The sequence below is a fragment of the Streptomyces sp. NPDC104106 genome (genome assembly GCF_055584345.1).
Window position 1 is genome coordinate 117751 of sequence record NZ_JBVJMF010000017.1, and the last position, 20460, is coordinate 138210.

Below are 20460 nucleotides of genomic sequence, written 5' to 3' on the forward strand. Positions count from 1 at the left end.
CGTCAGTCGCCCATCGTGCGGCGGACGCGGCGGGACGGGGTGAAGGTGTACAGGTCGAGGATGGCGGGCGGGTCGGCGAGGCCGGGGCCGCCGGCGCGGATCCAGGCCGTGATGTCGCCGGTGGCGTCGGGGTCGTTGACCAGGCCGAGCCAGACCGGCCGGCCGCCGGCCCTGCGGCCCTCGGCCGACGGCTGGACGACGATGACGTTGGCGTGCTCGCAGGTGTCCAGGCAGGTGGTGGGCCGCACGCTCGCCGCCTCCCCCAACGAGGCGCGCAGAGCGGCGAGTTGGGCGGCGTGGTCCACGCCGGGCACCTTCGGGGTGCCGCAGCAGCAGCCACGGCAGACGGTGACCGTGCACCGCCCCCCGCCCGTCCCCGCCCCCCGCTCCGTCCCACCCTGCGCCGCGGCCCGGCCCGCCTTGCGGGTACGGCGGCTCACCGGCCGTACTCCGCACCGGCCCGACGCCACGCGGAATCCGCCAGCAGCCGCAGGCCGTTGAGGCCGACGACGACCGTCGAACCCTCGTGCCCGGCGACACCGAGCGGCAGCGGCAGGGTGCCGGCGAGGTCCCACACGACCAGGCCGGTGATGAACACGGCGGCGATGACGAGGTTCTGCACCACCAGGCGCCGCGCCCGCCGGGACAGGGCGACGACGGCCGGGACCGTGGCCAGTTCGTCGCGGACGACGACGGCGTCGGCGGTCTCCAGGGCGAGGTCCGAGCCGGCCCGGCCCATGGCGACACCGGTGTGCGCGGCGGCGAGCGCGGGCGCGTCGTTGACGCCGTCACCGACCACCAGCACCTTGCGCCCGGCCCGCTCCAGCTCCCGTACCGCGGCGACCTTGTCCTGGGGCAGCAGGCCCGCGCGGACGTCGGTGATGCCGACCTCGCCGGCCAGGCGGGCCGCGGCGCGCGGGTTGTCCCCGGTGACCAGGACCGGCGCGGTGCCGGTGAGGGCGGTCAGCGCGGTGACGGTGGCGACGGCGTCCGGCCGGAGCCGGTCGGCGATCCCGAGCACGCCCACCGGGACGCCGTCGAGGGTGACGAGCACGGCGGTACGCCCCTCCGCCTCCAGCGCCTCCACCTCCGCGTCCAGCCGCGCCGCCTCCCGCTCCTGCGTGTCCCGCCCCTCCGCCTCGGCGGCGGCCGGCTCGGTCCGGCGGGAGAGGAGCCGGGCCGGGCTGCCGACCGCGACCGCCCTGCCGTCGACCGTGGCGGTCACGCCCGTGCCGGGGGCGGAGCCGAAGTCGTCCACCAGCGGGATGTCCAGCCCCCGGGCGCGGGCGGCGGCCACGACGGCGCGGGCCAGCGGATGCTCGCTGGGGTGCTCGGCCGCCGCCGCGAACCGCAGCACCTCCGTCTCGCTCAGCCCGGAGCCCGCCGACGGGCGCACGTCCGTCACCCTCGGGGTGCCCTCGGTGAGGGTGCCGGTCTTGTCCAGCGCCACCGCGTCGGCCTGCCCGAGGCGCTCCATCACCACGGCCGACTTCACCAGCACGCCGTGGCGGCCGGCGCCCGCGATCGCGGCCAGCAGCGGCGGCATGGTGGCCAGCACCACCGCGCACGGCGAGGCGACGATCATGAAGGTCATGGCCCGCAGCAGCGTCGGCCGCAGCGCGGCACCGAGGACGAGCGGCAGCGCGAAGAGCGCGACGGTCGCCGCCACCATGCCGAGGGAGTAGCGCTGTTCGACCTTCTCGATGAACAGCTGGGTGGGCGCCTTGGTCTCGGAGGCTTCCTCCACCATGGCCACGATCCGGGCGATCACCGAGTCCGCCGGGTCGCGCTCGACCTTCACCCGCAGCGCGCCGGTGCCGTTCAGGGTGCCGGCGAACACCTCGTCCCCGGGCTCCTTCGCCACCGGCAGCGGCTCGCCGGTGATGGTGGCCTGGTCCACCTCGCTCGCGCCGGCCAGGACCCGGCCGTCGGCGCCGATCCGCTCGCCGGGCCGGACCAGGATCACGTCGCCCACGCGCAGCCGGTCACCGGGGACGGTCTCCTCGGTGCCGTCGTCGCTGAGCCGGGTGGCGGTGGCGGGGGCCAGGTCGAGCAGGCCGCGCACGGAGTCGGCGGTGCGGGCGGTGGCGACGGCCTCCAGGGCGCCGGAGGTGGCGAAGATGACGATCAGCAGCGCGCCGTCGAGCACCTGCCCGACCGCCGCCGCCCCGAGCGCGGCGACGACCATGAGCAGGTCCACGTCCAGCGTCTTCTCGCGCAGCGCCCGCAGGCCCGCCCAGCCGGGCTCCCAGCCGCCGGTGGCGTACGTGAGCGCGAACAGCGGGCCCCACGTCCAGGCCGGCGCCCCGGTCAGGTACAGCGGCAGCGCGAGCAGGAACAGCACCAGGGCCGCGGCGGCCCACCGGGCCTCCGGCAGGGCGAGGATCCGGGTGCGGCGCCGGGGCGCCACCACGTCTTCGGCGGTGCCGGTGGCGGCCGGGCGGATGAGGGTGGAGGACATACGGCGGATTCCTTGGGATTCCTCGGGGACGCGACCTTCGGTCCGGTCCGACGCCCCCACCATACAGGAACACATGAAGAAGCCTTCATGTATACATCTCGGTAGCATGACCGCATGGGCCATGGAGCAGCCACCCCCGCCGACACCGTCCCGCGCACCCGCCTGGACGCCGACAGCGCCACGAAGGTCGCCACCACGCTCCAGGCGCTGGCCACCCCCTCCCGGCTGCTGATCCTCGCCCGGCTGCGGGAGGGCCCGCTGCCCGCCACCGAACTCGCCGCCGAGGTCGGCATGGAGCAGTCCGCCTGCTCCCACCAGCTCCGCCTGCTGCGCAACCTCGGCCTGGTCACCGGCACCCGCAAGGGCCGCTCCGTCGTCTACGCCCTGTACGACCACCATGTCGCCGAACTGCTCGACCAGGCCCTCTACCACGTCGAGCACCTGCGCCTCGGCCTCACCGACACCCCCGCCTCGCGGACGCCGGGGGCGGCGGGGGGCGAGGACGAGACCGAGGCCGAGATGGCGTAGTTCGCGTCTCGTACTACGTGACAAGTAGTATCGAGCGTCGTAACGTGGCGGCTCCGAGGCAAGGAGACGACGCATGCACAGCAACGACGCCCAGATGCTCGTACTCACCGTCCTCGCGGACGGACCGCGGCACGGATACGCCATCAACACCGCCATCGAGGAACTGACCGGCCGCCGGCTCGGCCCCGGCAGCCTCTACGGCGCGCTGTCCCGGCTGGAGGCGCGGGAGTTGATCCGGCCCGCGGACGAGGCGGGCGAGGCGCGGGAGCGGCACCGCACCATGCGGATCACCGACGCCGGCCGCGACCAACTGCGCGCCGAACTCCAGCAGATGGCCCGGATCTCCGCGGCCGGGCTGCGCGCGCTCGGGGCCGGCCCGGCATGAGCGCGGCCACGTTGCTGGCCGGGCTCTACCCGCCGGCCGTACGCGAGCGCTGGGGCGCGGAGATCCGCAGCGAGGTGGCCGCGTCGGGACCGCGGTGCCGGCCCGACACCGTCGCGGGGGCGGTGCGGCTGTGGTTCCACCCCGGGGACTGGCCCGAGACGTTCGCCGGGCAGACCCGCCGTGTCATGACGGTCGCGCTGTTCGCACTGGCCGCGGTCAGCGCGCTGGCGCTCCGCTCGTTCGAGCCGTCCGCCGCGCTGGCCGTCGACGCCCACACCGACCCGCCGCCGGCCTGTGGCACGTCCCGCTGGTGCTCGGTCTCGCCCTCGCCGCGCCACTGCCCCCGCCGCACGCCGTGGCGCTGCGCCGCCTGGCCGGCGTGGCCGTCCGCACCCCGGCGGCCCCGGCCGTCACGGGTCTGACACTGTGTCTGCCTGCCTGGAGCGGCGCCGTACCCGCCCGGCCCTCCGGCCTCACCGACGCCGTCCTGGTGCTGTCCTACTGGCTCACGCTCGGCTTCATCGCACTGCGCCTGTGCGTCCTCGTCGCCCGCGTCGCCCGGATCTCGGCCCTGCCCTCGGCCCGGCGGCTGTCCACGGCCCTGCTGCTCATCGGGACGGACCTGGCTCTCGCAGCGGGCCAGAACCTCCTCGCCACCGCCCGCACCGCGGGCGGTGGCCCGGTTCCCGTCACCGAGAGCCTCGTACTCGGCCTCCTCGCCGCCACGGCCCTCGGCACCGGCCGCGACCTGCGCCGACGCGCCACCGCCGGGCGTGAGGGGCCGCACCGCCCCCGCCCCCGGCGACAGTTCCGCTAGAGCAGCGCCCCCTTCCCGACCCGCGGAACCACCGCCCCGCACACCGCGGCCCGCCCCTCCACGCCGAACCACCGCCCGCCTCCCACCGCCCCCCGCCACCCGCAGACCGCCACCCACCGGTCGTCGCGCACCTCCCGGTACGCCGCGCCCTCCTGCCCGTTGGGAACCGGCCGGACGAGGACTATCGTCGGAATCCTGGGGCCAGGAACGAGGAGGACGGCCGGTTATGCCGCAGGACGAGGCCGTGATCGGCCGGACGGGGAAGGTGCTCATCGGGACCCGCGGATCCGCCGGTCCCGGCGAGGTCCTGGTCCGGGTCAGAGGCGGCTCCGAGACCTTCCTCGCCTGGTCCGACAATCCCCTGCCCGCGGGCGCCACGGTCCTCGTGATCGAATCACGGGGCTCCCGTGAGGTCGGCGTCATCGAGTGGGTGGATCCATTGGACGCGCTCGGCGGAGACACCCCGGGCGCAAGCTGAGGAGTACAGGCATGTTCGGATACCGCGTTCCCGCTCCCGACGAGGCGATGCTGATCTCGGGCGGCAGGCGGGGACTGGGGGGCGCTCCGTTCCGCGTGGTCACGGGCCACGGCAAGTTCGTGCTCCCGATCTTTCGGAAGGTCCGCTTCCTCACCCTGTCGATGTGTGAGGCGGAGGTCACCGAGACCTGCGTGACCAAGCAGGGCATCTCGCTGCACGTCCGCGCGGTCATCGCCTTCAAGGTCGGCAACGACCACGAGAGCATCATCAACGCCGGTCAGCGCTTCCTCTCCGACCAGGAGCAGATGTCGGTGCTGACCGGCCGGATCTTCGCCGGCCACCTGCGGGCCATCATCGGCTCGATGACGGTCGAGGAGATCGTCACCGAGCGGCAGAAGCTCGCCGCCGAGGTACTCGACACCTCGAAGGTGGAGATGGCGAAGATCGGCCTCATCGTCGACTCGCTCCAGATCCAGTCGATCGACGACGGCGACACCGGCTACATCGCCGCGATGTCCGCCCCGCACAAGGCGGCCATCCAGCGCCAGGCCCAGATCGCCCAGGCGCAGGCCACCCAGGCGGCGGTCGAGGCGGAGCAGGAGGCGGCCCGCAAGCAGGCCGAGTACGCCCGGCAGACCGCCATCGTCAAGGCCGAGTACTCCGCCGAGGTGGACCGCGCCCAGGCCCAGGCCGCACAGGCCGGACCGCTGGCGCAGGCCCACGCCCAGCAGGAGGTGCTGGACGCGCAGACCGAACTGGCCCAGCGCCAGGCCCAGTTGCGCCAGCAGCAGCTGGTGGCCGAGGTCGTCAAGCCCGCCGAGGCCGAGGCCGAGCGGGTCCGCATCCTCGCCTCCGCCGAGGCCCAGCGCATGAAGATCCAGGCGGAGGCGGCGGCCTCCTACGACCGGGTCGCGCTGGACCGGATGCTCATCGACCAGCTCCCGCAGATCGTGAAGGAGGCCGCGGGCGGCCTCGCGGGCGCCAACGTCAACGTGCTCAACGGCGCCGACGGCCTCGGCGAGATCGCCGCCGGCCTGGTCTCCCAGGGCCTGACGATCCTCGACTCGGTCCGCCAGAACCTGAACGGCCAGGACAAGGACCGGGACGGTGACCGCGACCGCGGCCGGCCGGAGAACACCAACCCCAGCGGTCTGCTCCAGCTGCGCGCCGGCAAGGGACGCGGGACGGGCGACGACGGTCCGGTCGACGTCGACTAGTGCTCCGGCGGGCAGAATTCGCCCGTCCAGCAGCGGCGTCCGGCGCGTGCTGTCGGCGTGCCGGCCGCCTCCGCAGGGGAAGTCCTCGTACGGGGCCGTACGTTGGGCCTTCGGCCGGTGCGGCGGGTGGGGGCGCCTCCCGCGCGGCGGGGGAGGCGCCGGGCGTCGCGACGGGGCGAGCGTCGCCTGTCGGGGCGGCACGCGCCGGGCCCCGCCCGGGTCCGCCGGGCCGCACCGTTCGTCCCGGCCGGCCCGATCCAAACGCCCCCCTAGGGGTGCCCCGCGTCCTCCACGACCGTGAAGTGCCGGTCGGCGCCGGGGGTTTCCAGCTCGTCCAGCACCGCCGCGGCCAGGTCCTCGGCGCTGACGTACGACCGTCCGTCGGCGCCGGTCAGCAGGGTGTCGGTACCCCGCCGGTAGCGGCCGGTGCGCTCGCCGGGCGCCAGCAGGGCGGGCGGGCTCAGATAGACCCAGTCGGCGCCGGCGTGGGCCCGGCAGGCGTCCAGCTGGGCGATCCCGGCAGCGGCCACCGCACGGTGTTCCGCCGGAACGTAGCGGGGGTTCTCGGCGACCGGCAGCGCCGGGTCGCCGGGGCTGCGCAGGGCGCCGGCCCCGCCGACCACGAGGACCCGGATGCCGAGCCGGGCGGCGGCGTCCAGCACCGTCCGGGTGGCGCCGACCAGGAACTCCCGGTCGGCCGGGAAGGTCCGCACGCTCAGGACGACGGCGTCGGGGGCGCCGTCCTCCAGCGCCTGGCGCACGGCGTCCGGCTCGCCCACGTCGACCGCGACCGGCGTCACGTCCGCGTCACCCGACCCCCCGGCGCCGCGCTCGCCGGCCTGTTCGTCACTCGCCGGTTTCCGCGACAGCGCCAGCACCCGGTGCCCGCGCGCCCTCGCCTCGGTCACCACCCGCGCGCCGACCATCCCGGTAGCGCCCAGCACGGCGATCGTCATGCACCGCGTCGTCATCACAGCTCTCCTCTTCCGTCCCGTACGTCTGCGTGACGCACGTGCGCGCCACGTGCCTCCGCGGCGCGTCCGTCTGCGCCGCGCTCTTCTTCTCCCGCTCCCCGGGCCCGAGTTGGGCGGCCAGCAGCGCGGCCAGGGACAGGGCGAAGCCCAGGGTCTGGGGCAGGTTCAGGGTCTCCCCCCGGGCCAGTCCGATGACGGTCGCGACCAGCGGGGACAGCAGCACCAGCGGGGCGCTCGCGGCGACCGGGAGACGGCCGATCCCGCGGAACCACAGCGTGTACGCGATCAGCCCGCCCATGCTGCCGAGCCACAGGTAGCCGCCCGCGGCGCCCGCGTCGATCCGCCCGGGCACCCCCTCGACGCCGAGCGTGAGGGGCAGCATCAGCAGTCCCCCGGCGGTCAGCTGCCAGCCCGTCAGGGCCAGCGGGCTCACCCCGGGGGGACGGCCCCAGCGCTTGGTCAGGACGACCCCGCACGCCATGGTCGCCGCGTGCCCGAGGCCGGCCAGCACGCCGACGGCGTCCAGCCGGGCGCTCGGCCCGAGCACGACGAGCCCCACACCGAGCACCCCGAGCACCCCCCAGGCCAGCCGCCACAGGGTGGGCCGCTCGTGCAGCAGTGCCGCGCCGACGGCGGCGGCCAGCAGGGGCTGGGCGGCGCCGAGGGTGGCCGCGACGCCGCCGGGGAGCCGTTCGGCGGCCACGAACAGCAGGGGCATCGCGCCGATGTTGAGGGCACCGAGGGCCGCCGTCCGCCCCCACCACCGCCCGCGGGGCAGCACCCGGGTGAGGGCCAGCGCGATCAGGCCCGCGGGCAGGGCGCGCATCAGCCCGGCGAACAGCGGGTGCCCGGGCGGCAGAAGCCGCGTGGTCACGGCGTACGTGGTGCCCCAGGAGGCGGGGGCGAGGGCGGTCAGGGCGACGGTGGCCGCCCGCGCCCGGTGCCGGGGCGGGGAGGTCAGGGGGTCCATGCCGGAAGTGTCGCCAGGCAGCGGCCATGCCTCCAAAGCATGGTTGCCATCGCAGCCATGAACGGAAACCATCGATCCATGGACCTCCAGCAGCTCCGGTACGTCGTCGCCGTCGCCGACACCCTCAACTTCACCCGCGCCGCCGAGCGCTGCGAGGTGGTGCAGTCCTCGCTCAGCCACCGGATCGCCGCGCTGGAGCGGGAGTTGGGGGTGCGGCTGTTCGCTCGCTCCAGCCGCCGGGTCGAACTGACCAGCGCGGGCGCGGCGTTCCTCGCCGGGGCGCGCGAGTGCCTGGCCGCCGCCGACCGGGCGGTGGCGGACGCGGCCGCCGCGACCGGGGTGGTGCGCGGGCGGCTCGCCGTCGGCGTGATCGTGACGACGGCCGCCGTCGACGTACCGGAGCTGCTGCAGCGCTACCGCGCCCGGCACCCGGACGTCCAGGTGGCCCTGCGCTCCGGGCGCAGCGACGACCTGGCGGCCGCGGTCCGCTCCGGTGAGCTGGACATCGCGTTCCTGGGCCTGCCGGAGGGCGAGCGGCCGGCCGGGGTGGAGACGGTCGTCCTCGATCACGACGAGCACGTGCTGGTGGTGCCGGCCGGGCACCGGCTGGCGGCGGCGCCCCGGGTGACGCTGGCGCAGATCGCCGGGGAGACGTTCGTGGACTTCGTGGCCGGGACGCCCGGCCGGGCACCGTCGGACCGGGCGTTCGCCGCCGCCGGGCTCGTGCGCGACGTGGCGTACGAGGCGGGGGTCGTGGAGCTGATCACCCGGCTGATCGGGCGGGGGCTCGGCGTCGCGCTGCTGCCGTCGGCGTTCATCCGCCCGCTCGCCGCCGACGACCCCGGGCTGGCCCTCGTCCCGGTGGTGGACGGGCCGCGCCGGCTGGAGTACCTGGCGTGGAGCCGCTTCAACCCCAGCCCGGCCACCCGCGCCATGCTCGACGTCCTCGGCGTCCGCCCGGGCTGAACCGGAGCGGCGGCACGCCACATGTCACACCGCGTTACAGCCTCATGACGTTCACCACCATGATCTGCGGTCTCACCACTTGCTGACGTAAATTGACTGTGGCCTACAGGCACGAACTCGGGGGAATGAATGCTGAGCAGGCAGGTTCGGAACGTCTTTCGCCGGTTCCCGGACTCACGCCAGGGCCGGCTCCGCGACGCGCACCTGCGCGCGCACAGCCGTCAGCTGATGCGGCGGCTCGAACTGCCCGTGCCGCTCGACCCGGGGATCCTGTGCGAACGGCTCGGCGAGTTCCGCGGCACCCCGATCCGGCTGATGGCCTGGGAGCTGCCGGTCGACGGGCCGTTCGGCATGCTGATCTCACGCCCGCACGAGGACGCGATCGTCTACCAGTCCCACACCACCCGGGCCCACCAGGCGCACATCATCCTGCACGAGGTGGGGCACATCGTCGCGTACGACCTCGCGGGCGAGCGACCCGACGGGACGAAGCTGCGCACCTGTTACTCGGACCGGGACGAGCGGGACGCCGAGGTCATCGCCTCCACGATCATGCGGCAGGCGATCCTGCTGGGTCGCCGCGCCCGGCGCTACGGCATCGACGAGCCCTGGCGGCCGACCGTCTACAACAGCCTGGTCCCGACCGACGGGCTGACGTGAGGGCGTTCGACTGCGTCGCCGTCGTCACGCTGCTGGCGGGCACCCTGTGGACCCTGCCCGCGCTCGTCCGACGCCGGTTCCGCGACCCCATGCGGCTGCACCTGTGCCTGTCGCTGTTCCTGATGGGGATGGGCAACCTGCTGGCACAGCCCGCCCTGATCGCCCTCGTGGACCGGCACACGGCGCCCGGCGTCGCCAAGTGCACGTACAACGCGATGGTCCTGGTCGGACTCTGCCTCATGGTCTCGTTCCTGCGGGAGCGCCCGATCGACCGCCGTACGGCCGCACGCTCGTGGGAGGTGCTGCTGTGTGCGGGGTGCCTGGCGGGCATGCTGGCGATGACCGCCCTGCTGCCGCCCCGGCTCCGCAACCACTCGCTGACCGGCGTCTTCCTCGCCGACTGGCGCGTGCGGGTGTTCTACGACCTCGGCAACGTCTTCCTCTTCTGCGGATACGCCGCCTGCGCGCTGCTCGCCTGGCGGCACGCCCGCACGGGGCATCCGCTGCGCCGGTGGTCCCTGGCGGTCATCTCCGCCGGCCTGGTCGGGCTGGCCCTGAGCTGCGTCTACCGCGTGCTGTGGGTCAACGTGCCCGCACTGCGCGCGCCCGGGACGCCGGTGACGTACGCGGACGACTTCGCCTTCGGCGTCGCCGACACCATCGTGGTGTGCGCCGGGCTGAGCCTGCCGTTCTTCGTGGGGGTGTGGCAGCTGGTCCGCGACCGGCTCGACCACCGGGCGCAGTTCCACGGGCTTGAGGAGCTGTGGCGGCGCCTGGTGGCCCTGTACCCCGAGCTGGTCCTGGACCAACGGCCGCTCGCCGGGCGCCCGTTGCTGTCGGTCGCGGACTACTCGTCGGCGACGTACCGGCGTTACGTCGAGTGCCGGGACGGGCTGACCCGGCTGGGCCCGTATCTGCGGATCGCCGCCGACGAGTTGCCGGTCGCCGCGGTGGCGGCCCTGCCCAGGCAGCCGGGCGCGGCGGCGCGCGTCATCGACCGCGCCCTGCGCCTGTACGGGGAACGGCCGCTGGACAGCGCGGCACCGACGGCGAACGCCCTGTTCATACCGGGCCCCCGGGACGCCTCGGACGACTACGAGAGCGACCTGCTGGGCCTGATAGAGATCTCCCGGGCACTGAGGACACTGCGCGCATCCCGGAACTAGTGCCCCGGCAGGCAACGTTTGCCCGTCAAGGAGCGGCGTCCGGTGCGTGCTGTCGGCGGGCCGGCCAGAAGTCCTCGTACTGGGCGTACGTGGGCTTCCGGCCGGTGCGGCGAGTGGGGGCACCTCCCGCGCAGCGGGGGAGCGTGCCGGGCGTCGCGACGGGGCGAACGCTGCCTGCCCGGGCACTAGGCGGTGTCTTCGCATGACCGGTCCGGCCGTTGCAGCCGGTGTCGTCGCGGGGGCGCAAGCGGTTGGCCTGCCGCGGGCCCCGGGGCCTCGGCGGGCTAGGGGACCAGCACGAACTTCCCCCGGAACCCACCGGCCTCCAGCCGCCGGTGCGCTTCGTGTGCTTCCGCAAAGGAGAGAACGGTCGTCCGCTGCCGCAGACCGGCGTCGCGGGCCGCGCGGTCGGCCACCTCGGCGAGGTCGTCGCGGTTCAGCTCCACGCCGTGGAGGACGAACTCCACGTCCGGACGCCGGGCCGGGTCGGGGGCGCTGAAGGGAGTGAGGGTGACGAACGCGCCGCCCGGGCGCACCGCGTCGATCAGGTCGGGGGCGCCGCCCGCGTCCACGACGACGTCGTACGCCTTGGTCCCGACGCCCGCCGGCTCCGTCAGCACCGCGCCCTCGCCGGGGCGGCCGGCGCGCAGCTCCCGCCAGGTCGCGGCGTCACCGGGGCGGACCAGGAGGTCGGTGCGGGTCTCCGGCTCGTCCAGCAGGCGCGGCGCGAGCTGTCCGCCGACGCTGCCCTGGGCACCGACGAGCAGCACCCGGCGACCGGCCCGCTCGGGCGTGCGGCGCAGCGCCTGGACGGCGGTGACGCCGGCCAGCGGCAGAGCGGCGGCGTCGGTGAGGCCGAGGGAGTCGGGGACGCGGACGACGAAGGCGGGGTCGAAGCGGACGTACTCCGCCATACTGCCGACGCCGGTGCCGAGCGGGGCGGTCATCGCCATGACCCGGTCGCCGGGGGCGAAGCCGGAACCCCGCGGCGCGTGGGCGACCGTGCCGGCCAGGTCCCAGCCGAGGACGGCCGGGAGCGCGGTGGGGATGAGGCCCGAACGGGTCGCGAGGTCCACGGGGTTGACGGCGGCGGCCGCCACCCGGATGACGAGCCCGGCCGCCTCCGGGCCATCCCCGTCCGGTCCCTCGGTGTCCGGTTCGGGCAGGTCCAGGAGGCCGAGCACCTCCGGGCCGCCGGTGCGGGTGATCCCCACGGCCTTCATCGGTCGGTGTCCCGTCCTTCCGGGCTCGGCGCGGACGGCCTCGGGGCGTCCAGCGCGTCCATGATCGACAGCAGCTGCTCGCGCATCTCCGGGGTCATCCCGCCGGCCCGCATCGCGATCGAGCGGACCTGCCGGTCGGCGAGCGCGGACGCCCAGGCCGGGTCGTCGGCGGCCTCCGCCGTCTCCTCGTTGATGAGTGCGCCCACCGAGACCGGGAGCGTCATCGGACGGGCGCGGAAGTACTGCACGATCGCCGCGAGCACGCTGATCGTGGGGTTGGTCTGCGAGCCGTTGCGCAGCGCGGCGAGATAGCTCCGGGAGATGGTCACGTCGTGCGACGGGTCCTCGGAGATCGCCTGGGCGACCTCGGCGGTGGAGGGCTCGCGGCGGCGGCCCACGGCGTCCGTGGTGGCCGCGTCCGCGAACCAGGCGTTGAGGCGTTCCGCCAGCGTGGCCATCTCCGACTCCCTGGGCTGCGTCGACTCGGGTCGGGTGACTCGGCCGCGCGTTTCAGTCGCCGAGACGCTTGAAGCGTAACACAAATGACACCGGGACCAACAAGGCTGCTAATATATTGGCATCAGCGATCGCCACAGCGACGATTGTCCTGTGAGAGCCTTCCGCATACGGAGGAGACATGCGCAGCGGTACGTCCTTCACCCAAGGTCTGCGGCACAGCGTCGACAACGGCCCGGCGAGCGGGCCGGCCTGGACGGTCGAGGCCGTCCGCCAGGTCCGCTACCACGTCGTCAGCTCCGACCACCTGTTCGCCCTCGACAACACGGCCCTGCTCGACGCCTGCCCGGACGCCCCGCTGCGCTCCGGTGACCGGCGGCTGGTGGTCGTCGACGAGAACGTCGACACCCTCTACGGCCGGGAGATACGCGAGTACTTCGGCTACCACGGCGTGCGGGCCACGATGGTGCCGCTGCGCGCCGACGAGCCCGTGAAGGAGTGGGAATCCGTCCTGCGCGTGGTCGACGCCATGAACGACTTCGGCATCGACCGCCGCCGCGAGCCCGTGCTCGCCATCGGTGGCGGCGTCCTCACCGACATCGTCGGCTTCGCCGCGAGCCTCTACCGGCGCGGAACGCCCTACGTCCGCATCCCCACCACGCTGATCGGCCTGGTCGACGCCGGGGTCGGGGTCAAGACCGGCGTCAACTACGGCCGCGGCAAGAACCGCCTGGGCACCTACGCCCCGGCCACGGCGACCTTCCTGGACCGCACCTTCCTGCGCACCCTCGCGCCGCGGCACATCAGCAACGGGCTCGCCGAGATCATGAAGATGGCCCTGATCCGCTCCGAGGAGTTGTTCGAGCTGCTGGAGTCCTGGGGCGCCGCCGTGCACGCCGACCGCCTGCAGGGCACCACCGGCGAGCTGGCCGCCGCGGCGGACGCGATCACCGCCGAGGCCATCCACCTCATGCTGGAGGAACTGCAGCCCAACCTCTGGGAGTCCCACCTGGAGCGCTGCGTCGACTACGGCCACACCTTCAGCCCGACCGTCGAGATGCACGCCCTGCCCGAACTGCTGCACGGCGAGGCCGTGATGATCGACATGGCGCTCACCACCGCGCTCGCCGCCCTCCGCGGCGACGTCAGCACCGCGCAGGCGGACCGGATCTACGCCGTCGCCGCCTCCCTCGGCCTGCCGCTGTGGAACGACGTCCTGGACGACCCGGCGCTGCTGGAGGCCGCCCTGCTCGACACCGTGCGCCACCGCGACGGCCGGCAGCGGCTGCCGCTGCCCGTCGGGATCGGCCGGCACCGCTTCGTGGACGACGTCACCCCGGCCGAACTCCAGGAGGCCACCGCCCTGTTGCGCGACAAGGCCCGGGCAGCGGGCCGTACCCCGGCCGCCGCGTCCGTGCGGGTGAGCGCGTGAGCGCCCCGGTGCGCGAGCCCGCGACCGCCGTCGTGATCGGCGGATCCACCGGCATCGGCCGGGGCGTCGCCGACGCCTGGGCCGCCCAGGGCATCGAGACCCACGTCTTCAGCCGCACCCGCCCCACCGGAGCCGGCGCCGACCTGCTCGCCTGGCACCGCCTCGACCTGCGCGACGGCGACCGGGCCCAGGCCTCCCTGCGCTCCGGCACCCCTCCCCGGGTCGACCTGGTCTGCTACTCGGCCGTCTACTTCACCTCCCGTCGGGAGCCCTTCACCGAGGTCCGCGAGAGCGACTGGCTCGACCAGTTCGCCGTCAACGTGCACGGCCTGGCCTGGAGCCTGAAGGCCACCCTGCCCGCCCTGCGCGCGGCCCGCCCCGGCCTGTTCCTGCACATCTCGTCCGAGGTCGTCTACAACGCGGGCCCCCACCGCTCCGGTTACGCCGCGACCAAGGCCGCCGCCGACTCGCTGATCCGCTCCGTCACCCAGGAGACCGACCCGGCCGAGGTGACGTTCGTCCAGGCTCTGCCCGCCGGGATGGTCGACACCCCCGGCATCCGCGCCCGCCGCCCGGCGGACTTCGACTACGGCGCCTACATGACACCGGACCACTTCGCCCCCCTCGCGGCCGAGCTGGCCCGCACGCGCGGGGTGCCGTACGCCGGTGAGGCGCTGGTCGTGCACGAGGACCGGACCTGGACGACCGTCCATGCCGGCGTCCCCGTGTCCCAGTCCCGCCCCCTCGCCGGCACCCGTGCCTGAGCCCCCACCGCTCACCCGACTTCCCCGACTCCCTGACCGAGGAGACCCGTTGCCGCTGCTTCAGGCGCACACACTGCTGTTCGACATGGACGGAACGCTGGTGGACTCCACCGCACTGGTCGAGTCCACCTGGGCGGGCTTCAGCGAGCGGCACGGCCTGGACCTCGCCGCCGTCCTCGTCTTCGCCCACGGCCGCCCCACCCGCGAGACCGTCCACCGCTTCGTCCCCGACCCCTCCCTGGCAGCCGCCGAGACCCGCCGGCTGGTCGCGCACGAGGAGTCGGAGACCACCGGCATCACCGCGGTCCCCGGCGCCGGCGAACTCCTCGCCGCCCTGCCGTCCGGCTCCTGGGCGGTGGTCACCTCCGCCAGCCGTCGGCTGGCCGAGGTCCGGCTCGGCGCCGCCGGCCTGCCCGTGCCCCCGGTCCTGGTCAGCGCGGACGACATCACACACGGCAAGCCCGACCCCGAAGGCTACCTCCGCGCCGCCGGCCTGCTCGGCCGGACCCCGCGCGAGACGGTCGTCTTCGAGGACTCCCCCGCCGGCATCCGCGCCGGCCTGGCCTCCGGCGCCCGCACGGTGGTCATCGGCGCCTGCGCCGCCCACGACCACGAGGCCGAGCGCCACGCCGACTTCCGGGGCTTCCACGTCCGCACCGGCCCGGCCGCCGACGCGGTCACCCTGTCCACACCGGAGCCGGTGAACGGCGGCCGGCTGGTACGGCGATGACCGCGGCCCAGCCGCCCGCGGACCGGAAGACTCGCCCTGCGGGGGACACGGCACCGGCTACCGGACCCGGCACCCCGCCGCCCCCTGCCCCCCTCGCGCACATGCCCCGAGCGACCCTCGCCGCCGACGTCGGCGGCACCTGGGTGCGGTGGCGGGCCGGCGGGGCGGTGGAGCGGGTGCCGTCGCCGAGCCGGCTGCGACGGCCCGGGCGGACGGTGGCGGAGCTGCGCCGGGACATGGTGGAACTGCTGGGCGGGGCCGCTCCGCCCGGCGCCCGGGCCGCGGTCTCCTTCGGCGCGGCCATCGACCACCTCACCGGCGTCGTCCACGGCTCGGCCCCGCTGTGGGGCGCGGTGGACGAGCCGTACGACCTGCTGGGCGCCCTGCGTGCGCACCGGCCCGACGTGACCTGGACCCTCGTCAACGACGTCACCGCCGCCCTCGCCGACTTCGCCACCACGCATGCCCGGCCCGGCACCCGGCACGTCGGCTATCTGACCGTCAGCAGCGGGATCGGGCTCAGGATCGCCGACCTGGAGCGGTCCGTGATCCCGGTGGACGCGTGGGGGCTCCAGGGCGAGGTCGGGCATCTGGCCGTCGCGTGCCCGCCGGAGCTGGCCGGGCTGGTGTGCGAGTGCGGGGGCTCGGGCCATCTCGCCTCGCTCGCCGCCGGGCCGGGATTCGTCCGGGTCGCCGAGCGGCTGGGGCTGACCGGCCCGGCGGAGGTGACCCAGTGGCTGCCGGCCGCCCTCGACGCGGACGATCCGGCGGCCCGGCGGCTGCTCGGCCTGTGCGTCGAGCCGGTCGCCCAGCTGATCCGCACCCTGTGGTGCCTCGACCCGCACCTCGATCTGCTCGGCGTGGGCGGCGGGGTGGTCGAGGGGCTCGGCGCGCACTACGCCGCCGAACTGCGCGGCCGACTGGCCACCCCCACGTCCTACGCCGCCCGCGGCTACGGCCCGGCCTGGCTCGACGACCGGCTGGTGCTGTGCGGTCCCGGCGACGTGGACGCGCTGCGCGGCGCGGAACGCATCGGCCGCTGGCCGCCGAGGATCGCGCCATGAGCGCGGCCACGTACCACGCGCTGGTGCGCCGCACCCCCGACCGCCACGGCCGCACCCTGCTCGACGTCACCGAGGTGCCCACCCCCGCGCTGGAGCCGGGCGACGCGCTGCTCGCCCCGGCCGTGGCCGGCATCTGCGGCACCGACTGGCAGATCCTGCGCGGCCTGCGCGAGGACCCGGCCCCGGTGCTCGGACACGAGGGCGTGGCATACGTCGTCGAGCCGGGCGGCACCGGGCTGCCCCCGGGCACGGCCGTCACCGTGAACCCCACGCACCCCGGCGACCCGTCGTTCCTGCTCGGCCACAACCTGCCCGGCCTGTGGGCCGAACGCACCCGGATCCCGGCCTCGGCGGTGCGCGCCGGGCTGGTCGTGCCGGTGCCGGACAGTGCGGTGGGCCCCCGGTCGGCCGCACTGGCCGAACCGCTCGCCTCCGTGCTGTACGGGCTGCGCACGGCGCTGCGGCTGACGCGGCCGGCCGCGCTGGTGGTCTGGGGGGACGGGATCGTCGGACGGCTCGCCGCCGAGGTGTGGCCACGCGAACTGCCCGGCCTGCGCGTGCTGTTGGTGGGCCACGGCGAAGGGGCCGTCCACCCGGACGACCCGACGCTGCCGGCCGCGCTCGCGGACCTGCCCGGACCGGTCGCCGCCGTCCTCGCCACCCCGCGCACCGGCACCCTCCCGGCGCTGCGGGCCGTGGACCGCCATGTGCCGGGCCCGCTGGTCGTGGACGTGCACGCGGGAGTGCCCGCCGGTGCGGTGGAGCTGACCGCCGGCGCGGTCGACGTGGCGGCGGTGCGTGCCGGGCACTGCGGGGGCACCCCCTGGCCGCCGCACGCCACGCCCCTCGCCCGGCCCGCCGGACCCCTGCTCCTGCACGGCCACCGGGGCGTGTCCGGTGACCACCTGCGCGAGGCCGTCGCGCTGCTCACCGCCCCCGGCGAGGCCGTGGGCCGGGACGTGCTGACCCACGAGGCAGACCTCGCCGGGGCCGCCGACCTCGTCAACACCGTGCTGACCACGCGCCGCCGGTTCGCCGGCGGGCGCCGGGTGCTGAAGGCCGCGATCCGGCTGACGCGGGAGGACCGATGAGCGGGGCGCGGCCGTGCGGCGCGGTGACGGTCGCCGCGCCGCAATGGCGGATCGGCACCGACCGGGCCGCCGCGGCCCGGGCCGCGCTCGCCGCCGGCGCGGACGCGCTCCACCTGGACTTCGGCGGCGCCCACCGCGGACCGCCCCTGACCGACCCGGCCGAACTGGCCGCCGCCGAGGCCATCGCCCAGGTCGTGCCGGTCCCGGTGCTCGCGGTGAACCACGTCAACGACATCGGCCTGGCCCTGGCCCGCGGTACGGCCAACCCCGCCGCCCTGGTCGTGCTGCACCGGGCCCTGGACTGCGCCCGCCGCCTCGGCGTCCGGGTGCTGCACGTCCCGGGCTTCCGGCGCAGCCTGGCCACCACCGCGGGCCTGCGCGCCGGGACCGCCGACGCGCTGCGCACCCTGTGCGAGCGCGCCGGCGCCGCCGGGCTCACCCTCGCCTACGAGTCCCCGCTCGGCCCCGAGGACAGCCTCGCCCTGGCCCGCGCGGTGGACCATCCGGCGCTGCGGCTCGTCCTGGACACCGGCAACCTGCTGGACGCGGGTGTCCGGCCGGCCACGTTCGCCCGCGCCGTGGCGGCGGCTGGGCTCCTGCTGCCCGACATGCACGTCAAGGACCCGGCAGACGCGGCGGGCTGGTCGGGCATGAGTGCCGAACTGCCGCACCTGCTGCGCCTGTTCACCCCCCGCACGGTACTCGTGGAGAACGACTACCGGCATGACCCCGCCCGGCTGCGCGCCGACATCGACGAGTGCCGTACCGCACTGGACACCGGCCACGAGACCATGGACCACAGGGAGTTGCCGTGAAAGCAATCACGCTGACCGCACCGCGCACGGTGTCGATCACCGAGACCGACCCGCCCGTCCCCGGCCCCGGCGAGGTCCTCGTCCGGGTCGGCCTCCTCGGGCTGTGCGGCACCGACCTCGGCTTCTACGACGGTTCCAGCAACTATCTGCGGGACGGCCTGAAGAGCTATCCCTTCGTCCTCGGCCACGAATGGGTCGGCACGGTGTGCGGCACCGGCCCCGGGGTGGCCGCCGAGTGGCGGGGGCGGCGGGTCTCGGGGCACAACTTCCGCGCCTGCGGCCGGTGCTCGGCGTGCCGGGCGGGCCGGATCCGGCACTGCCCCGACCGCAGCGAGATCGGAGTACTGGGGCCCCGGCCGGGCGCCGGCACGGAGCTGCTGACCGCGCCCGCCGACACCCTGACCCGGATCCCGGACGCCCTGTCCGACGCGGCGGCCGCCCTGCTGGAGCCGACCGCGGCGGCCGTGCACGCGGTGGACCGGCTCGCGGTGGGCCCGCGCGACCGGGTCGCCGTGCTCGGCGCGGGCACCCTGGGGCTCGCCGCCGCCCAGGTGGCGCGGGCGCTCGGCGCCGACACGGTGGTCCTCGACCCGCACCCCGCCGCCCGGGACCTGGCGGCCGGCCTGGGCCTGCGCGCACAGGCGGCGCCGAGCGAGCGGGACGAGGCGGCGTACGACGCCGTGGTGGAGGCCTCCGGCGCCGAGGCCGCCGTACGCACGGCCGTCGCCCTGGTCGCGTCCGGCGGGCGGATCGCCCAGCTCGGCACGCCGCACCGCGCGGTCGCGGACTTCGACGCCGCCGCACTGGTCATCAAGGACGTCACCCTGCACGGTGTGCTGTCCGGGGTCGGGTACTGGGACCGGCTGGTGGAGTTCGTGGAGTCGGGCGCGGTCGACCTGGACGCCCTCGTCGACCGGGTGTTCCCGCTGGGCTCTCTGGACGCCGCGTTCGCCCGTCTCGCCGCACGCGACCGGCTCCGGCCCAAGGTGATGGTGCGCGTCGGGGCGGCCGACGCATGAAGGCCACGACAGCCCCGGCGCTCCGCCCGCCGGCCCGGATCGGCGCGCGGACGGCCGCCCGGCTGGCCGCGCTGGCTGCCGCGACCTTCGTCTACGTCACCTTCGAGGTCTTCCCCGTGGGCCTCCTGCCGGACATCGCGCGCGGCCTGGACGTCCCGGAGGGCCGGGTCGGGCTGCTGGTCAGCGGGTACGCCGTCGTCGCCGCCGTCGTCACCGTGCCGACGGTGGCGCTCGCCGCGCGGGTGTCGCGGGGTACGGCGCTGCTGGTCTCCCTGCTGGTGCTGATCGCGGCTGAGGTGCTCGCCGCGCTCGCGCACAGCTACCCGGTGATGGTGGCCAGCCGGGTGGCCGCGGCCCTCACCCACGGGGTGCTGTGGTCGCTGATCGCCCCGGCGGCGGCCGCTCTGGTGCCGCGCGAGCGGGTGGGTACGGCGACCGCGGCGGTGTTCGGCGGTTCCTCCCTGGCCGCGATCGTCGGCAGCCCCGGCACCGCCCTGATCGGCCGGCTGATCGGCTGGCGCGCCACGGCACTGCTGCTCGCGCTCGCCACGGCGGTCGTGGCCGCGGCCCTGGGGTGGGCGCTGCGGGGGCAGCGGGGCGACGCGGACCCGGCCGCGGCATCGCGGCAGGAGGCGCCGTCGGGCGCGGGCATGGACCGCCGTGCGGTGCTCACCCTGTGCGGGGTGGCCCTGGTCCTGGTGACGGCGCACTTCGTCAGCTACACGTACTTCTCCGTGCTGATCAACGGCGTCACCGGTTCCTCCGGGGCGGTGGTCGCGCTGCTGACGGTGTTCGGGCTGGCGGGGGCCGTCGGCACGTTCCTGGTCGGCCGCCACAACGACACCGCCCCGCGCCGGACGGCGACGGTGACGATGGCGGTGTTCGTGGCGGGCGTGGCCCTGCTGCTGCCCGGCTTCGCCCCGCTGCCGACGGCGGTCGCCGTGTCGTCGGCCACGGTGGGCGTGGCCCTGTGGGGCGGGGCGTTCGCCGCGGCGGGGCCGGTGTTCCAGACCGGCATCATGCGGGTGGCCGCCGCCGAGGCCGACCGGGCGTCGTCCGTCTATGTCACGTGCTTCCAGGTCGGGATCGCGGGCGGGTCGGCGGTGGGGGCGGCCCTGCTGGGCGGGGCGACTGTGTGGTTGCCGGTGGTTTCGGCGGGGCTGGCGGGGGCGGTACTGCTCGCCGTGTGCGTCCTGCGCCCGGTTCCGGGAGCGCCTGGTGAGCGAGCCGGGTGAGGGCCGGCG

The 20460-nt window shown here is 75.5% G+C and carries 23 protein-coding genes; 17 read left to right on the forward strand and 6 right to left on the reverse strand.

All coding sequences use genetic code 11. The annotated features are described in order from the left end of the window. Positions 1-2: 2 nt before the first annotated feature. Both ACZ60X_RS32550 and ACZ60X_RS32555 read right to left on the reverse strand, forming a co-directional pair. Entirely contained in the window at positions 3-440 is a 438-nt protein-coding gene (locus ACZ60X_RS32550) for a (2Fe-2S) ferredoxin domain-containing protein (RefSeq protein WP_469606193.1), read from the reverse strand. Further along, positions 437-2461 carry a heavy metal translocating P-type ATPase gene (locus tag ACZ60X_RS32555; protein ID WP_469606196.1) on the reverse strand — a complete coding sequence of 675 codons (2025 nt, stop codon included), beginning with the start codon at positions 2459-2461 and terminating at the stop codon, positions 437-439. Before ACZ60X_RS32555 ends, ACZ60X_RS32550 begins: the two co-directional genes overlap by 4 nt. Positions 2462-2575: 114 nt before the next feature. On the opposite strand from ACZ60X_RS32555, the gene ACZ60X_RS32560 reads away from it, so the two are divergent. The 6 genes from ACZ60X_RS32560 (at position 2576) to ACZ60X_RS32585 (ending at position 5886) form a co-directional block, all read left to right on the forward strand. Continuing rightward, positions 2576-2989 carry an ArsR/SmtB family transcription factor gene (locus ACZ60X_RS32560; protein ID WP_469606198.1) on the forward strand — a complete coding sequence of 138 codons (414 nt, stop codon included), beginning with the start codon at positions 2576-2578 and terminating at the stop codon, positions 2987-2989. A gap of 73 nt (positions 2990-3062) precedes the next feature. Next, positions 3063-3374 (forward strand): PadR family transcriptional regulator, encoded by a 312-nt coding sequence (locus ACZ60X_RS32565; protein ID WP_469606201.1) that lies wholly within the window; start codon positions 3063-3065, stop codon positions 3372-3374. Next, positions 3371-3796 carry a hypothetical protein gene (locus ACZ60X_RS32570; RefSeq protein WP_469606203.1) on the forward strand — a complete coding sequence of 142 codons (426 nt, stop codon included), beginning with the start codon at positions 3371-3373 and terminating at the stop codon, positions 3794-3796. The genes ACZ60X_RS32565 and ACZ60X_RS32570 overlap by 4 nt, the downstream gene beginning before the upstream one ends. Beyond that, complete coding sequence (locus ACZ60X_RS32575; protein ID WP_469606206.1) at positions 3754-4191, forward strand: hypothetical protein; 438 nt, start codon at positions 3754-3756, stop codon at positions 4189-4191. Before ACZ60X_RS32570 ends, ACZ60X_RS32575 begins: the two co-directional genes overlap by 43 nt. Before the next feature lie 226 nt (positions 4192-4417). Further along, positions 4418-4669, forward strand: a complete 252-nt coding sequence (locus ACZ60X_RS32580; RefSeq protein WP_469606209.1) for a hypothetical protein — start codon at positions 4418-4420, stop codon at positions 4667-4669. A gap of 11 nt (positions 4670-4680) precedes the next feature. Further along, entirely contained in the window at positions 4681-5886 is a 1206-nt protein-coding gene (locus ACZ60X_RS32585) for an SPFH domain-containing protein (protein ID WP_469606212.1), read from the forward strand. 269 nt (positions 5887-6155) lie between these two features. Here ACZ60X_RS32585 and ACZ60X_RS32590 read toward each other — a convergent pair whose 3' ends face one another. Together ACZ60X_RS32590 and ACZ60X_RS32595 are read right to left on the reverse strand one after the other, a co-directional pair. After that, positions 6156-6842: an NAD(P)-dependent oxidoreductase gene (locus tag ACZ60X_RS32590; RefSeq protein ID WP_469606215.1), complete on the reverse strand. Its 687-nt coding sequence runs from the start codon at positions 6840-6842 to the stop codon at positions 6156-6158. Further along, positions 6733-7830 carry an EamA family transporter gene (locus tag ACZ60X_RS32595; protein ID WP_469606217.1) on the reverse strand — a complete coding sequence of 366 codons (1098 nt, stop codon included), beginning with the start codon at positions 7828-7830 and terminating at the stop codon, positions 6733-6735. The genes ACZ60X_RS32590 and ACZ60X_RS32595 overlap by 110 nt, the downstream gene beginning before the upstream one ends. Before the next feature lie 78 nt (positions 7831-7908). On the opposite strand from ACZ60X_RS32595, the gene ACZ60X_RS32600 reads away from it, so the two are divergent. The 3 genes from ACZ60X_RS32600 (at position 7909) to ACZ60X_RS32610 (ending at position 10622) form a co-directional block, all read left to right on the forward strand. Beyond that, positions 7909-8796, forward strand: coding sequence for a LysR family transcriptional regulator (locus ACZ60X_RS32600; RefSeq protein WP_469606390.1), 888 nt, complete (start codon positions 7909-7911; stop codon positions 8794-8796). 129 nt (positions 8797-8925) lie between these two features. After that, on the forward strand, positions 8926-9456 hold the full coding sequence (locus ACZ60X_RS32605) for a hypothetical protein (protein WP_469606220.1): 531 nt from the start codon (positions 8926-8928) through the stop codon (positions 9454-9456). Then, positions 9453-10622 (forward strand): MAB_1171c family putative transporter, encoded by a 1170-nt coding sequence (locus ACZ60X_RS32610; RefSeq protein ID WP_469606222.1) that lies wholly within the window; start codon positions 9453-9455, stop codon positions 10620-10622. The genes ACZ60X_RS32605 and ACZ60X_RS32610 overlap by 4 nt, the downstream gene beginning before the upstream one ends. A 284-nt stretch (positions 10623-10906) precedes the next feature. Here the strand turns inward: ACZ60X_RS32610 and ACZ60X_RS32615 are convergent, their stop codons facing one another. Beyond that, positions 10907-11845 carry an NADP-dependent oxidoreductase gene (locus tag ACZ60X_RS32615; protein WP_469606224.1) on the reverse strand — a complete coding sequence of 313 codons (939 nt, stop codon included), beginning with the start codon at positions 11843-11845 and terminating at the stop codon, positions 10907-10909. Further along, positions 11842-12303 carry a hypothetical protein gene (locus tag ACZ60X_RS32620; RefSeq protein WP_469606226.1) on the reverse strand — a complete coding sequence of 154 codons (462 nt, stop codon included), beginning with the start codon at positions 12301-12303 and terminating at the stop codon, positions 11842-11844. Before ACZ60X_RS32620 ends, ACZ60X_RS32615 begins: the two co-directional genes overlap by 4 nt. A 179-nt stretch (positions 12304-12482) precedes the next feature. Between ACZ60X_RS32620 and ACZ60X_RS32625 the strand changes: the two genes are divergently transcribed. From ACZ60X_RS32625 to ACZ60X_RS32660, 8 genes are all read left to right on the forward strand, one after another. Next, complete coding sequence (locus ACZ60X_RS32625) at positions 12483-13733, forward strand: sedoheptulose 7-phosphate cyclase (RefSeq protein WP_469606228.1); 1251 nt, start codon at positions 12483-12485, stop codon at positions 13731-13733. Beyond that, complete coding sequence (locus ACZ60X_RS32630; RefSeq protein WP_469606230.1) at positions 13730-14497, forward strand: SDR family NAD(P)-dependent oxidoreductase; 768 nt, start codon at positions 13730-13732, stop codon at positions 14495-14497. Before ACZ60X_RS32625 ends, ACZ60X_RS32630 begins: the two co-directional genes overlap by 4 nt. Before the next feature lie 49 nt (positions 14498-14546). After that, entirely contained in the window at positions 14547-15227 is a 681-nt protein-coding gene (locus tag ACZ60X_RS32635; RefSeq protein ID WP_469606233.1) for an HAD-IA family hydrolase, read from the forward strand. Between the two features lie 101 nt (positions 15228-15328). Beyond that, positions 15329-16291, forward strand: a complete 963-nt coding sequence (locus ACZ60X_RS32640; protein ID WP_469606236.1) for an ROK family protein — start codon at positions 15329-15331, stop codon at positions 16289-16291. Further along, positions 16288-17382, forward strand: coding sequence for an alcohol dehydrogenase catalytic domain-containing protein (locus ACZ60X_RS32645; protein WP_469606238.1), 1095 nt, complete (start codon positions 16288-16290; stop codon positions 17380-17382). Before ACZ60X_RS32640 ends, ACZ60X_RS32645 begins: the two co-directional genes overlap by 4 nt. Next, complete coding sequence (locus ACZ60X_RS32650) at positions 17379-18197, forward strand: sugar phosphate isomerase/epimerase family protein (protein WP_469606240.1); 819 nt, start codon at positions 17379-17381, stop codon at positions 18195-18197. Before ACZ60X_RS32645 ends, ACZ60X_RS32650 begins: the two co-directional genes overlap by 4 nt. Further along, positions 18194-19216 (forward strand): zinc-dependent alcohol dehydrogenase, encoded by a 1023-nt coding sequence (locus tag ACZ60X_RS32655; protein WP_469606244.1) that lies wholly within the window; start codon positions 18194-18196, stop codon positions 19214-19216. Before ACZ60X_RS32650 ends, ACZ60X_RS32655 begins: the two co-directional genes overlap by 4 nt. Beyond that, on the forward strand, positions 19213-20451 hold the full coding sequence (locus tag ACZ60X_RS32660) for an MFS transporter (RefSeq protein WP_469606247.1): 1239 nt from the start codon (positions 19213-19215) through the stop codon (positions 20449-20451). The genes ACZ60X_RS32655 and ACZ60X_RS32660 overlap by 4 nt, the downstream gene beginning before the upstream one ends. Positions 20452-20460 lie beyond the last annotated feature (9 nt).